Annotated in this window: 14 protein-coding genes; all 14 read right to left on the bottom strand. The window is 57.2% G+C overall.

Annotated elements, in window-relative coordinates; translation table 11 throughout:
• Positions 1 to 14: 14 nt before the first annotated feature.
• The 14 genes from secD to IE102_RS11565 all read right to left on the bottom strand — a co-directional run bounded on the left by secD (position 15) and on the right by IE102_RS11565 (position 12,878).
• Complete coding sequence (gene secD / locus IE102_RS11630; RefSeq protein WP_189486800.1) at positions 15 to 1,613, bottom strand: protein translocase subunit SecD; 1,599 nt, start codon at positions 1,611 to 1,613, stop codon at positions 15 to 17.
• A gap of 116 nt (positions 1,614 to 1,729) precedes the next feature.
• Complete coding sequence (gene yajC / locus IE102_RS11625; protein ID WP_189486798.1) at positions 1,730 to 2,089, bottom strand: preprotein translocase subunit YajC; 360 nt, start codon at positions 2,087 to 2,089, stop codon at positions 1,730 to 1,732.
• Positions 2,090 to 2,197: 108 nt separating this feature from the next.
• The gene (locus tag IE102_RS11620) at positions 2,198 to 3,379 is read right to left on the bottom strand and encodes a M23 family metallopeptidase (RefSeq protein WP_189486796.1); all 1,182 of its coding nucleotides are present in this window, start codon (positions 3,377 to 3,379) and stop codon (positions 2,198 to 2,200) included.
• A gap of 335 nt (positions 3,380 to 3,714) precedes the next feature.
• The gene (locus IE102_RS11615) at positions 3,715 to 4,371 is read right to left on the bottom strand and encodes a protein-L-isoaspartate(D-aspartate) O-methyltransferase (protein WP_189486794.1); all 657 of its coding nucleotides are present in this window, start codon (positions 4,369 to 4,371) and stop codon (positions 3,715 to 3,717) included.
• The gene (surE, locus tag IE102_RS11610) at positions 4,368 to 5,162 is read right to left on the bottom strand and encodes a 5'/3'-nucleotidase SurE (protein ID WP_189486791.1); all 795 of its coding nucleotides are present in this window, start codon (positions 5,160 to 5,162) and stop codon (positions 4,368 to 4,370) included. Before surE ends, IE102_RS11615 begins: the two co-directional genes overlap by 4 nt.
• Before the next feature lie 177 nt (positions 5,163 to 5,339).
• The gene (serS, locus tag IE102_RS11605; protein WP_189486789.1) at positions 5,340 to 6,776 is read right to left on the bottom strand and encodes a serine--tRNA ligase; all 1,437 of its coding nucleotides are present in this window, start codon (positions 6,774 to 6,776) and stop codon (positions 5,340 to 5,342) included.
• 179 nt (positions 6,777 to 6,955) lie between these two features.
• Positions 6,956 to 7,798 (bottom strand): twin-arginine translocase subunit TatC, encoded by an 843-nt coding sequence (tatC, locus tag IE102_RS11600; RefSeq protein ID WP_189487391.1) that lies wholly within the window; start codon positions 7,796 to 7,798, stop codon positions 6,956 to 6,958.
• Positions 7,799 to 7,847: 49 nt separating this feature from the next.
• Complete coding sequence (gene tatB / locus IE102_RS18035; protein WP_189486787.1) at positions 7,848 to 8,372, bottom strand: Sec-independent protein translocase protein TatB; 525 nt, start codon at positions 8,370 to 8,372, stop codon at positions 7,848 to 7,850.
• 92 nt (positions 8,373 to 8,464) lie between these two features.
• On the bottom strand, positions 8,465 to 8,668 hold the full coding sequence (tatA, locus tag IE102_RS11590) for a twin-arginine translocase TatA/TatE family subunit (RefSeq protein ID WP_189486785.1): 204 nt from the start codon (positions 8,666 to 8,668) through the stop codon (positions 8,465 to 8,467).
• Between the two features lie 106 nt (positions 8,669 to 8,774).
• Positions 8,775 to 9,323: a 2OG-Fe(II) oxygenase family protein gene (locus IE102_RS11585; protein ID WP_189486784.1), complete on the bottom strand. Its 549-nt coding sequence runs from the start codon at positions 9,321 to 9,323 to the stop codon at positions 8,775 to 8,777.
• Between the two features lie 170 nt (positions 9,324 to 9,493).
• The gene (scpB, locus tag IE102_RS11580; protein WP_189486782.1) at positions 9,494 to 10,150 is read right to left on the bottom strand and encodes an SMC-Scp complex subunit ScpB; all 657 of its coding nucleotides are present in this window, start codon (positions 10,148 to 10,150) and stop codon (positions 9,494 to 9,496) included.
• On the bottom strand, positions 10,140 to 11,021 hold the full coding sequence (locus IE102_RS11575) for a segregation and condensation protein A (RefSeq protein WP_373295605.1): 882 nt from the start codon (positions 11,019 to 11,021) through the stop codon (positions 10,140 to 10,142). The genes scpB and IE102_RS11575 overlap by 11 nt, the downstream gene beginning before the upstream one ends.
• A gap of 6 nt (positions 11,022 to 11,027) precedes the next feature.
• Entirely contained in the window at positions 11,028 to 12,119 is a 1,092-nt protein-coding gene (gene nagZ / locus IE102_RS11570) for a beta-N-acetylhexosaminidase (RefSeq protein ID WP_189486780.1), read from the bottom strand.
• A 9-nt stretch (positions 12,120 to 12,128) separates the two neighbouring features.
• Positions 12,129 to 12,878: an SPOR domain-containing protein gene (locus tag IE102_RS11565; RefSeq protein WP_229807722.1), complete on the bottom strand. Its 750-nt coding sequence runs from the start codon at positions 12,876 to 12,878 to the stop codon at positions 12,129 to 12,131.
• Between the last annotated feature and the right edge of the window lie 80 nt (positions 12,879 to 12,958).

The following is a 12,958-nucleotide window of genomic DNA, read 5'->3' as shown; positions in this document are numbered from 1 at the left end:
GTACTCCTTGGCGCTTAAATCGGAAGTTTTTTGGGGCGGGCGGTGCGATACCACCACACCAGCAGGATCTGCGTTACGAACACCGCCGAGAACACCGAGGTGATTACCCCCAGCGACAAAGTCCAGGCAAAGCCGCGCACCGGCCCGGCCCCGAACGCAAACATGATCAATGCCGCCCCAAGGGTGGTAATGTTCGCGTCCAGAATGGTTTCAATCGCGCGCGAGAACCCGGCGTCGAGCGCACCAATGACGCTGCGTCCGGCGGCCGCTTCATCACGCATCCGCTCATAGATCAGCACGTTGGCGTCCACCGCCATGGCAAGTGTCAGGATTAATCCCGCAATACCCGGCAGGGTCAGGGTCGCCTGAGTGACCGACATGCCCGCAACCAGCAGGGTCAGGTTGACCAAAAGGGCCGCCACCGAAATCCCGCCAAACAGGAAGCCGTAAGCCAGGATCATGAAGATCACGACCGAAATGAACGCGATCAGAGTTGAGAACTGACCCTTGGCAACCGAATCGGCCCCCAGTTCAGCGCCGACGGTCTTTTGTTCTTCGACCTTAAGAGGTGCGGGCAGCGCCCCACCTTTCAGGACATTGACCAGTTCGGAAGCTTCCTGGGTGGAGAAGGTGCCGGTAATCTGCCCCGAACCGCCGGTGATGGCGGACTGAATGGTTGGAGCCGATACAATCTTTCCGTCCAGAATGATGGCAAAACGCTTACCAATGTTTTGAGCCGTGGCATCACCAAACTTACGTGCGCCCTGCCCGTCAAAGCGGAAGTCAATGGCGGGACGGTTGTACTGATCCGTGCCCACCGACGCACTGGTCAGGTTATCACCGGACACCAGCACGCGCTTTTTGACGACCAGATAAGGCTCACCCGGATTTTCAGACACCAATAACTCTGAGCCCGGCGGCACACGCCCCGCCTGAGCATCCGCAGGCGAAATGGTTTCATCGACCATCTGGAAGGTCAGTTTAGCCGTTTGACCGATCACGCGCTTAAGCTGCTCCGGATCAGATTCGCCCGGCGCCTGAACCACGATACGGTTAGCACCCTGACGCAGGATTGTCGGTTCCTTAGTGCCCAAACTGTCAACCCGGCGGCGCACGATTTCGATTGAGGTATCCACGGCTGAGGCCGCATCTGCGCGGCGACCATCGGTCGTAAACTTTAGGGAAATCGTCTGATTATCCCCACGGACGACATTGATATCGCGAATAGACGGATTTTTCGGCAAAGGCTGCGGCAGGCGCTGCAATTCCGTCAGGGCCGTCTCGAACTGCGCCGCATCGGTAATACGCACGTTGACCGCTTCGGAAGTTGCCGCAAGTCCGCTGAAATTGATGGACTTTTGACGCAAGGTTGAGCGCACGTCTTCGGTCAGGTTAGCGGTCTTTTCCCGCGCCAGCGCATCCGTATCGACCTCAAGCAGCAGGTACGACCCGCCCTGAAGGTCAAGCCCCAGATTGAGCACCTGAGACGGCAGGTAGTAGCGCCCCATAGCCTCGCGCATGGTCTGCGGCAGGAAGTTAGGCAGCGAATAAAGTATGCCGAAGACTGTGGCGATAATCACCATCCATATCTTCCAGCGGGAAAATTCCATCATAGCGTTTGCGCCCTTTGAAGGCTTTCGGGACAAACCGTGCGGTTCGCCCCTCCTTTTTAATATTCACAAAAAACAAGCCCCTGCGGTGCGCGCAGGGGCCTTGATATTTAAGGCGATTAAGCGGCCTTGGAATCGTTGGCCGGCGCCGGTTCGCCTTTGGTGCGGATTTCAGTGATGAAGCTCTTGACCACGCGCACGTTCACGCCGGTGGCGATTTCAACCATGACCTCGGCATCTTCGACGCGGGTAACCTTGCCGATCATACCATTGGACAGGACAACCGTGTCATTGCGCTTAATGGCCGCGATCTGGGCCTGATGTTCCTTGGCGCGCTTTTGCTGCGGGCGCAGGACGAGGAAATACATTAGGGCGAAAATACCGATCAGTGGCAGGAAGCTGGTGAAAGCGCTGGCCAGACCACCAGAGGCGGCGGCAGTATCGGTGGCGGCTTGGGCAAAGGCAGGTGTGGCGAACACAAGTGTCTCCTGAAAAATAAGGTGCCAAATCCGCCACGGCCTTACCGCGCGGATATCAGCGTTCAAGACTACATAAGGCCAAGTTTCAAAAGGTCAATGGGGGATAGCTTATGGCAGAACCAGATTGGGATCGATCGGCTTTGCGATTTCGGTCGACGGCGTATAGCGAATCTCAAAATGCAGTTGCGGCTTTTCCACAGCTCCGGTCTTACCGACCCGGCCGATGACCTCGCCCTTCTGGATCTTTTGATTGGTTTTCACGTCCATCTTATCGAGATGAGAATATCCGGTATACCAGCCATTACCATGCTGGACATAGATGGTGTTGCCCAGTTCCTTAACATGACCACCGACATAGACCACCTCACCGTCAGCAGCGGCGCGAACCTCAGCCCCCTCAGAAGCGCCGATGTTTATGCCGTCATTGCGAACATTGGGCCCCAATTGACCGTATGGCACCAGAAGCGGCCCCTTGACCGGCCACAGGAAGCGCCCCTTGCCCATCTGCGCCAAGGTCGATGAGGTCGGGAAGGTTCCGGCCTTCGCGACCAAAGGCTTATTCACAGCTGTATCCACAGGCTTTTCCACCGGTTTAACCACAGGGGCCGTGGTGGTGGTTACGGTCGTCGTCGTCGGCTTGGCGGGCTCGGTCACAGCCACAGTCGTCGTAACCTTAACCTCCGGCTTTGGGGCCTCAAACGGTTTGGCAATCGGCTTGGGTTGTGCCACCGCAACCGTGGTGACGACCTTGGCCGGAGCCGGGCCGGTGGCATGGGCCACAGCCCCCGCATCCTTGGCGGCATCCGGCAATTTAAGCTTTTGGCCGACCGACAGGCCCGCCCCTTCAGCCAGACCATTCTGTCCCATCAGGTTTTTCAACGGCACACCGAAGCGGCGTGAGATGCCATAAAGCGTGTCTTTGGCCTGAACAGTGTAAACATAGGTTGTTTTCGTGGTCGCTACGGGCTTTGCCGCCGTTACCGTTTGAGGCGTCGCAGGCTTCGGTGCCGCCGTCGCAGGGGCCGGTGCGGGCGTGGGCAAAGCGGCCAGTGGGGCCGACGTTATCTGACCGCTGGGGGCGGCCACAGGGGCAGCCTCTGCCGGGGCCGCAGCCTGTGGTGAAGCTTCTGGCGCACTGCCCATCGGATGGGGTACCGTCGCGGGCGGACGATCCTGCATATAGATCGGATATTTTGGCTCAGCATTTTGCATCGACGCACAGGCCGACAACCCCAATGCCGTGACCGAAGCCAACATCACAATCCTAGAGACAGCTTTGAAACGGTGCATGATCTTGCCCTCTCCGATCCTGAAAGACACGTAAGTCGCGACATAGTTATCAATCATGGCTAACGAATCGTTACCTTTGCGCCATTCCAGGTAATAAACCGTCAATAACTGCGCATCGCGAACCGCCGCGCCCTACATTAAACTTACTTAACTGGCCTGCTGGCACGAATGATGCTAGTAAATACATAACGCCGTTATTGAATGTAACCCAGGGTTACATTTTCAAGTTTGAAGAGGGGGCTTCTTATGGGGGCGTACCACTTCAAAGCATGGAGATCACTCACTCTGGTCTCCGGATTAACTTATCCCCCTGTCATCCGGCAGGGGGATCTCTTTTAAGCGTCTTTGGCGACCCCTTCGAGCAGCGGCACAAAGCGCACTTCGCCCAAATCCTCGACCTCAAAGTGATCATCCTTGGTGCGGGTATAGCGCAAAAGTTGCTGCACCGATCCACGCCCTTGCGGGGCGACCATCACCCCATTAATCTTAAGCTGCGACAGCAACGGATGCGGCTCATCGGGAAGTGCGGCTGTGACCAGAATCCGGTCAAACGGTGCCTGTTCCGGCCAGCCATCCCAGCCATCACCAAAGCGGTAAATGATGTTTTCCAGCATCAGCCGTTTATGGCGGATTTCCGCCTCCAGCATCAGCGAACGATAGCGCTCTATGGTATAGACATAGCGGCACAGGCGCGACAGGATGGCCGTCTGATAGCCCGACCCCGTCCCGATTTCCAGCACCCGGTGGCGGGCTTCCAGTTTCAACGACTGGGTCATCAGTGCGACAATATAGGGCTGAGAGATCGTCTGACCCGCCGCGATCGGAATAGCCGAATCTTCCCAGGACCGGTCAAGAAAAAGCTCCGGCACGAACAGATCACGCGGCGTATATTCCATGGCGTGCAGCAGGCGCGGCTCGGAAATCCCCTGCGCTTTCAGGCTATTCAACAACCGATGCAGGCGGGTTTCGGGAACATCATCCTCTTCGCTCATGACGCCACCTCAACCTTTTTCGGTGCCGCGCCACCGCCGAGGGTTTTGCGCAAATGATGGAAGGTCTCATAGTGCGTCAGATCAAGATGCAGCGGCGTCACGGATATCCGGTTATCGGCCACGGCCTTAAGGTCCGTCCCGTCAACCAGCGTATGTTCCAGATTATGGAAATTCATCCAGTAATAGTCGCGCCCGCGCGGATCGACGCGCTTGACGGCGTGCATTTCGTGCAGGTCGCGGAACCCTTGCTTGGTCACTTCAACGCCGGTCACCGCCTCAGCATCGCAATCGGGGAAGTTGATATTGATGACAATATCCTTGGGCCAGCCGTGTTCCAGCAAGTTGGAAATCACCGGCGCGCCATAGGCCACGGCGGATGACCACTGCGCCTCAACATCAATATCGAAATCCAGACACTGCGACAGGGCAATCGACGGCACCCCCAGCGACATACCCTGCAAGGCGCCCGCAACCGTCCCCGATAACGTCACATCCTGCGCCAGATTGAACCCGCGATTGACCCCCGACAGCACCAGATCAGGCGGCACCGAGAGCAGGTCATTGATCGCAATCTGCACGCAGTCGGTCGGCGTGCCACTCACCGCATAGACCTGATGGTCGATCCGCTTGGCCCGCAGCGGCTCATGCAGGGTGATCCCCCGCCCCTTACCCGACTGCTCGGTCAGCGGTGCGCAGATCCACACATCGTCGGACAGGGCATGGGCGATATCACGCAGGACCTTAAGGCCGTAAGCCTCGATGCCATCGTCATTGGTTAACAAAATACGCATGAGACGCTTTTAGGGCGATTTCCATTAATTGCGCAAGGCAGCCGCCGGAAATATTGCTCAAGAACTCCCCCTGATGTAGGGGGAGCTGGTTTTAAGCGTCAGCTTAAAGCCAGAGGGGGTTAAAACCCCACCTCCGGCCCGTTGGGCCTCCTCCTCCCCTGCATCAGGGGAGGTTCTTTACCCTATATGCGTCAAACCACCCATATAGGGCTGCAGGACATCCGGAATGGCAATCCGGCCGCCCTCATCCTGATAGTTTTCCATGATGGCCACCAGCGTCCGGCCAACCGCCAGCCCCGACCCGTTGAGCGTATGGGCAAAGCGCGTGCCTTTTTCGCCGGCTTTGCGGATACGGGCATCCATGCGCCGGGCCTGAAAATCCCCGCAGTTCGAGCAGCTTGAGATTTCGCGATAGGTGTTCTGAGACGGCAGCCATACCTCAAGGTCATAGGTCTTACGCGCCCCAAAGCCCATATCACCGGTGCACAACAACATGGTGCGGAAGCTTAAGCCCAGCTTTTTCAGAATGGTTTCGGCACATTCGGTCATCCGGTCATGTTCCGCCGCCGAATGTTCCGGCGTGGTTATAGATACCAGTTCGACTTTCTGGAACTGGTGCTGACGGATCATACCCTTGGTGTCGCGCCCCGCCGATCCGGCCTCAGCCCGGAAACAGTTGGTCAGCGCCGTCAGTCGCAGCGGCAGTTCTTCCTCGGACGTGATGGCCTCACGGACAAGGTTGGTCAGCGAAACCTCAGCGGTGGGGATGAGATAGCGGGCTGTCTCTGATCTTATTTTTTCGCCAATATTGGTATAATGCTCAATCATTTCTTGCTGAGTTTTGGGATATCCAGGCTTTCCACGGTTCAACAAGTCATACTCATTCAAGGCTTTATCGTAGTCACCTTGGGTAGGCTTTGAAGACGCCTTAAACAAATCTTCTTCAAATTTCGGTAACTGCCCCGTCCCAAACAGCGCATGGTCGCGCACCAGCACCGGCGGGTTGACCTCCAGATAGCCGTGCTCAGCCGTCTGAACGTCCAGCATCCACTGACCAATGGCCCGTTCCAGTCGCGCCAGTTGACCTTTCAGCACCACAAAGCGCGACCCGCTGATCTTGGCGGCGGCTTCAAAGTCCATCATCGCCCCGGCCGGGCCTTTGAGCGCTTCACCCAGATCAGCATGATCCTTGGCCGCGAACGACAAAATATTCGGCGCACCGTGTTTGCGCAGTTCGACATTGCCAGCTTCGTCTTCACCTTCGGGCAAGTCCTCAAACGGCAGGTTGGGTAATGACGCCAACAAGTCTTTCAGCGCCTCACCTTTGGCGCGCTCCTGCTCTTGCGCCTCCGCAATCGCCCCTTTCAGACCCTCAACCTCGGCCATCAATTCGGCGGCCTTGGCCTCATCTTTTTGGGCCTTGGCCTTGCCGATCTCACCGGAAAATTTTTTCAACTGGGCCTGGTTGGTCTCAAACGCCGTCTTCGCCGCGCGCAGGTCTTTGTCCAGCGTCAGCGCCTGATCGACATCGGACTGCGCGGTCTCACGGCCGCGGGATGACCAGCCCTTGAAATAAATCTCAGGTGTTTCGCGCAAAGCCTTGATATCGTGCATGGTCTGTCCTCAGCCGTGTAAAATGCCCCCTCCGTCTGCGGCTCAGATCGCCGCAGCCACCTCCCCCGCTGCGCAAGGGAGGAGAAGGAAAGCGCTTCCTTTAAAGTAAGTCGCACGCAAAGAGAACTCCCCCTGATGCAGGGGGAGCTGAATTTTGCAAAAATTCAGAGGGGGTTACCTTACGCCTCGTCCTTGCGGCGTAACTCAATCGCCCGCACGCACCAGATCGAGATTTCGTACAAAAGCACAATCGGCACCGCCAGCATAAGTTGTGAAATCGGATCGGGCGGAGTCACGACCGCGGCCACGACCACAATACCCATGATCGCATAACGCCTGCCGGCCCGCAGCATTTCCGCCGACACCATCCCCGACAGGCCCAAAAGCGTCAGTACCACCGGCAACTGGAAACATAGCCCGAACGCCAGCATAAGCGTGGTCACCAGTGAAAGATAGTCAGATACCTTGGGGACAAGTTGCACCGAAACGCCGCCGTCGCCAATGATTTGCTGACTTAAAGAGAACCACAACACCATCGGCAGGATTATGTAATAGACCAGCGCCATACCAAGAATGAACAGAGCCGGTGCCGCCACCAGAAACGGCAGAAACGCCGCCCGCTCACGCTTATAAAGCCCCGGCGCCACAAAGCGGTAAACCTGATAGGCCAGTATAGGGAAGCTGAGGATAATCGCGCCAAATCCGGCCATCTTCATCTTGGTGAAGAAAAATTCCAGCGGGGCGGTAAAGATCAGCCCCAGCTTACTGGCACCTAACGGCATGTCTTTAATGCCCAGCAGCACGCCCACCAGATCGAACATCCCCGCCGGATGGCCGCCTGATTCTTTTTCGGCCGCCAGCAGACGCCCCGCCATTTCAAACGGATGCAGCAGGAACATATAGATCGGGGTCGCCAAGGCAAAACAGATGATAAAGGCTGCTGCAAACGCCACCACCATCCAGATCAGGCGGGTGCGCAGTTCGACCAGATGCTCCATCAGGGGCGCGCGCGACGCCTCCATTTCGACCTCATCCGGGTCAGTGTCCTGAACGACCAGTTGGCTATCGGAATTACTCACTAGTCACCTTTTGGGTCACCTTTTTGGCGCGGGGCTTTCTAGGTTTGGGGGCGACATCGGCGGCCGCAGTTTCAACCGCCTTTTTGGTGCGGCGCGGCTTCGGAGCCGGGTTTTCAGGCACGTCCGCCGTGGTCAGGGTTTCCAAATGCTCGGCATCCGCCGCATCTGGCGACGGGACATCCGCGCCATAGGCTTCACTGCTAAGGGCGCGCGACGGGCTACGGATGGTGTTGTCGATATCCGCCTGCACCGACTTCATCTCACTGTCGATGTCATCAATAATCGGCGACAGGGATTTCCCCGACCGCAAGGCTTCGACCTCTTTGCGCAGATCATCTAACTCGGACTGGCGGGCCATGTCCTCAAAACTGGTGCGGAATTCATCCGCCATTGCACGCATCTTACCGACAAATCGGCCAAGCTGACGCAACATTTTGGGAAGGTCTTTTGGCCCGACAACGATCAGGGCCACGACGGCAATGACTATGAGCTCGGAAGCCCCAATACCGGGCAACATTAATTCAGGCCCTCATCATACAGGCATAAAAACACACAATCAGGCCGCCCGCACCTTGAGCGGGGGCCTGACGGCAATACATAAACCAAGGCTTAGGCGGCCTTGTTTTCGTCTTTCTTTTCGGACGCGGCGACCGTGGTGTCCTTTGAGTCCGGCTCATCTTTCAGGCCGTCCTTGAACGCCTTGATGCCCTTGGCAGCGTCACCCATGATGCCCGACAGCTTACCCTTGCCGCCGAACAGGATCAGCGCCACAACCGCGACAATGGCTATGTGCCAGATGCTGAACGATCCCATGTTACATCTCCTTCACACGATCCGGAAAATTTTTCGGATCAGACTTTACCCCATATAGTCAGTCTTTATCCTAACATCAAAGCGGAAATTGGGCCATGACCTTATGTTATGTTCGCGCATCCGGCTTCATGCGCACCCAACCCGTCACCGACAGACGGTTTTTGGCTGCAAATGGAGCGACAAAAGACACAGCATGGGCTTGCGGAACCTTGAAAAGGTTGAGCGCGTTCCTCACAGGCGTATAGGCCTCACTGATATGGCCATCAGGCGCTATAAATTGCAATAAACCGCCCCAGTCGCTGCGCCAATCACCACTAAGATTAAGGACATAGGCGAATAATCTGTGCTTTTCTTCATGAGCATCCGTATGTGTCGTCAGGAAATGCCCCGGACGATAGCGCGTAACCTGCGCGTCACAATAACGGCCACGCGCATCCCCGGTCACGTCAGCAATAAACTTTAGGAAACTATCGCTATTTAGAAATGCATAAAGGGCCATAAGATGAGGCAAGGTAGCACGCCCCGCCTCTATCTCATCGGACAAACGGTAGGCATCAAAACGGTACTGAAATCCCGTCGCGGCTTGCGCATAGACAGCGTCATCAATTTTCTTACGCGACTCATCATCCAACTGGGTCAATTCGTCTAAAGACAAATCCAGACCTTTCGGGCCGCTATTCAGAGAGAGCCGCCACGGTATCCCGGCCTCTATCTCCTCCACCAGTGACGTGAGCGCGTCAGGCCGCAAAATGTCTGGAATATGCAGACGGTCATAAGCTTTGAAAAGCGTATGCAGGCTTTTGACGTCGATGTCCGATCTTAGCATCAGTCGCCACGATCCTCTTCAAACTCAAAAAAGTCCTGATGGAATTCCGGCTGTTCCAGTTCCTCAATCGTCAAAGCATCTTCGACAGCTTTTGTGCCCGACGGGTCGGGTACGAAAAAGTCTGAGGGCACGTTTAGATCCAGCAATCCTGCCGCCCGCATCTCCGACGCTCCGGGCAGATCGGCCAGGCTCGGTAACGAAAACTGCTCAAGGAACGCCTCGGTCGTGCCATAGGTTACTGGTCGTCCGGGTGAACGCCTGCGGCCACGTAGCTTGATCAGGTTAAGCTCATGCAGCACATCCAGCGTCCCGCGCGACAAGCCAACGCCGCGCACAGTCTCAATCTCCGCCCGCGTCACGGGTTGATGGTAGGCGATGATGGCCAGAGTCTCCAACGCCGCCTTTGACAGTTTGCGCGGCTCCTCGCGCTCCTCGATCATCAGGTAGGACAGGTCGATCGCCGTGCGGAACTGCCACTTATCCGCGACGATATCGAGCACGACCCCGCGTCCGGCATAGTGCGCTTTTAGGGCAGCCAGAGCCTTACCGACCTCCGCGCCTTCGGGCAGGCGACGGGCCAGATCGGCGGCGGATAATGGCCCCGCGGCGGCAAACAACAGCGCTTCGACGGCGCGCTCTGTTTCCTCATGTGTCATGGGCGACCTCCTCCGAAACTTGTCGTAAACGCAGATAAAGCGGCTCAAAAACACCAAGCTGTTGCAGCGACAAGGCTCCCTCCTTGGTCAGTTCGAGCGAGGCTGCAAGGGTCGAGGCCAGATAGGATGGCCGCTTCGGTCCGTGCTCTCCAACCGGCACAGGGGCTACGCTATCCAACGTCGTCCACTGGGTCAGTTCTGGCAAAATATCACGCAGATGATCGCGCGCTTCCTCCAGTTGGTAAGCTTCGGTGCGGCGGGTCGGATCGTAATGCCGATCGATTTCCTTACGCCTTTGGGTGACATAGGCCGTCATCAGATCAAAGATCGAAGCCTCAATCTTTGACGACGGCACAATTACCAGTGCCTGCGGATCGCCGCGGGCAAAGACATCGCGCTTCAACTGAGGTCGTCCCTGAATGGCCTCAACAGCCTTTCTGATGGCATTCAGTTTTTGCAGGCGAAACGCTAGCGCGGCGGCCAGTTCTTCGGGCGGTGGCTCATCGGTGGCTTTCCGCTCGGTCTTGGGCAACAGCAACCGCGATTTGAGGTAGGCCAGCCAGGACGCCATAACCAGATAATCCGCCGCCAGCGAAAAGCGAAGGCGCCGCGCCTCCTGAATAAATTTCAGATATTGCTCAGCAAGCGTTGTGATCGAAATTTTAAGCAGATCGACCTTTTGCTGGCGCGCCAGTTCCAGCAGAACATGCAGCGGGCCTTCGTAACCATCCAGATCGAGCACCAGTGCGTCATCGGCTTCGATGTCCGGCGCATTGTCAGCCCGGCCATTGTCGAAATCCAGACGATGCTGGAAAACCTCATTTTCCAGAGTCTGAGCCAGTATATCGTCTTTTGAAAGTTTGGGGGCCACCTTTGCCTACACGCCGCCCAGTTCGCGCATGGCCGCAAGCGACGTGTCCGCAAAGGCTTCGGTTGGATCGGTACGCCGTGATGAGGATTTATCAATACGCGACAAAGCTTGTTGAAGGCGCAGGCGCGCTTCGTCAACATTGACAGGCTCAATCCGTTTATTCAGTCGCACCCACGCGGCCTCAAACCGCTTTTGCGCAACCCCACGCAGACGGGGGCTATGGGCGGCCACGGCCTCCATCTCCTCCATCTTGCCGTTACAATGTAGCATGACATCACAGCCAGCGGCGCGGGCAGCCTTGACGCGATCCGTCATTGACCCGCTTAGCGCATTCATCGACAGGTCATCGGTCAGAAGCAGGCCGTCAAAACCTATTTTTTGGCGGATCAGACGAACCATTTTGCGTGATGTCGTCGCCGGATGTTTGCGTTCATAGGCATCATAGACAATATGCGCCGTCATCCCCAGCGGCATATCGGCGTTCACCTCAAACGGCAGGAAATCAACGGCTTCCAGTTCCGATCGCGTCGCCGTCACCACCGGCAGAGCATGGTGACTGTCGGCCACGGCACGGCCATGCCCCGGCATGTGCTTAATCACCGGCAAGACCCCGCCTGCAAGCAACCCTTCGCAGGCGGCACGGCCCATGATCGCCACAGTCTCGGCGTCAAAACCATAGGCCCGATCGCCCACTATATCATGCCCGCCCGGCAAAGGCACATCCAGCACCGGCGCGCAATCAACATTGATGCCCAGCTCATAAAGATCAGCCGCCATGAGCCTTGCGCTTAATCGCACCAGTTCACGCTGTTCGTAAATATCGTTACTGACACGAGCGAATGTGCCCGCAGCCGGATAGAGCGGCCAATGCGGAGGTTTCAGCCGCTGAACCCGCCCGCCTTCCTGATCTATCAGCATCAGCACATCAGTATGGCCTGCGCTGGCCTTCAACTCGGCGACAAGCCGTTTCACCTGCTCCGGATTATCAATATTACGACCAAACAGGATGAAGCCCAGCGGGCGCTCTCGCCGGAAAAACTCGGCTTCCCGATGCGTCAGTTCAAGGCCGGAGCAGCCCAGTATGCAAGCTTTGACCACAGTATAGCCTTACTTTACGAAGCAGGACTTACCTGCCGATTTCAGCGCGTCGCAAAAGGCCTTAGCCTTGTCTTTGGTCGCAAACCCGGTGAACGACGTCCGATACAGCGTAGCGCCGTCACGTTCGACCTTTTCAACCGCTTTCGAGGTGCCCGACACAAACATGCCGTAGCTGGAGGCCAGTGCCGCATATTGCTTATCGGCGATGTCGCGTGAGGTGAAGGCCCCGATCTGGACCGCGGCCCCGGCGCCCGCCACCACAGGTTTTGGCGTCTCAATCCGCGCGACGGGGGCTACGACCTCAGCCGGGACAGCCGGCGTAGCGGCAGGTGCCGACGGCGTATCCATCGTATTGCTGGGGATAGGCCCGGTGCGGATTTGCGCCGGCGGTGGTGCCTCAGATACCGTAGCCGAAGCCTCGGCGCGCGCCATCGGCTCTTCGGTACCCGGCGCGAACTTTGGCTCAGCATCGGGGGCTACCGGATCAAGCAGATCCTCATCGGTCAGCGGGCGGGCATCTTCGATGCGGTTATCTTTGTAATTCGACAGGGACTCGCCAATCTCAGCCATGTCCTTGCGGCTGTTGAGGCCGGAATTATAGAACATGACCACCGCCAGCAGCAGAACGACCAGCACAATACCGCTGGCGATCAGGGTGATCGGAGTCTGCGGACGCCCGCCGCTCCCGCCCTGACGCGCTTCATAGCTCAAATTGTCTTCTGTGGGCGGCGTGTAAGTGCCGCGATCCTTATCAACCATAAACGTCAGATCCTGTGGTGCGTCCCAGGGGAGCGATATTTGGGGCCATATCAAGCCGATCAGCGCCATGCAATGATTCG

The sequence above is a fragment of the Asticcacaulis endophyticus genome (assembly GCF_014652575.1).
Lineage (GTDB): Bacteria > Pseudomonadota > Alphaproteobacteria > Caulobacterales > Caulobacteraceae > Asticcacaulis > Asticcacaulis endophyticus.
Note: the sequence above shows the minus strand (reverse complement) of the source record. Positions and strands in the feature narration are given on the sequence as shown.

Coding starts and splice junctions, on each gene's coding strand:
- secD (WP_189486800.1), bottom strand. CDS start 1,613: ATGATGGAATTTTCCCGCTGGAAGATATGGATGGTGATTATCGCCACA.
- IE102_RS11620 (WP_189486796.1), bottom strand. CDS start 3,379: ATGCACCGTTTCAAAGCTGTCTCTAGGATTGTGATGTTGGCTTCGGTC.
- IE102_RS11615 (WP_189486794.1), bottom strand. CDS start 4,371: ATGAGCGAAGAGGATGATGTTCCCGAAACCCGCCTGCATCGGTTGTTG.
- surE (WP_189486791.1), bottom strand. CDS start 5,162: ATGCGTATTTTGTTAACCAATGACGATGGCATCGAGGCTTACGGCCTT.
- serS (WP_189486789.1), bottom strand. CDS start 6,776: ATGCACGATATCAAGGCTTTGCGCGAAACACCTGAGATTTATTTCAAG.
- tatC (WP_189487391.1), bottom strand. CDS start 7,798: ATGGAGGCGTCGCGCGCGCCCCTGATGGAGCATCTGGTCGAACTGCGC.
- tatB (WP_189486787.1), bottom strand. CDS start 8,372: ATGTTGCCCGGTATTGGGGCTTCCGAGCTCATAGTCATTGCCGTCGTG.
- tatA (WP_189486785.1), bottom strand. CDS start 8,668: ATGGGATCGTTCAGCATCTGGCACATAGCCATTGTCGCGGTTGTGGCG.
- scpB (WP_189486782.1), bottom strand. CDS start 10,150: ATGACACATGAGGAAACAGAGCGCGCCGTCGAAGCGCTGTTGTTTGCC.
- IE102_RS11565 (WP_229807722.1), bottom strand. CDS start 12,878: ATGGTTGATAAGGATCGCGGCACTTACACGCCGCCCACAGAAGACAAT.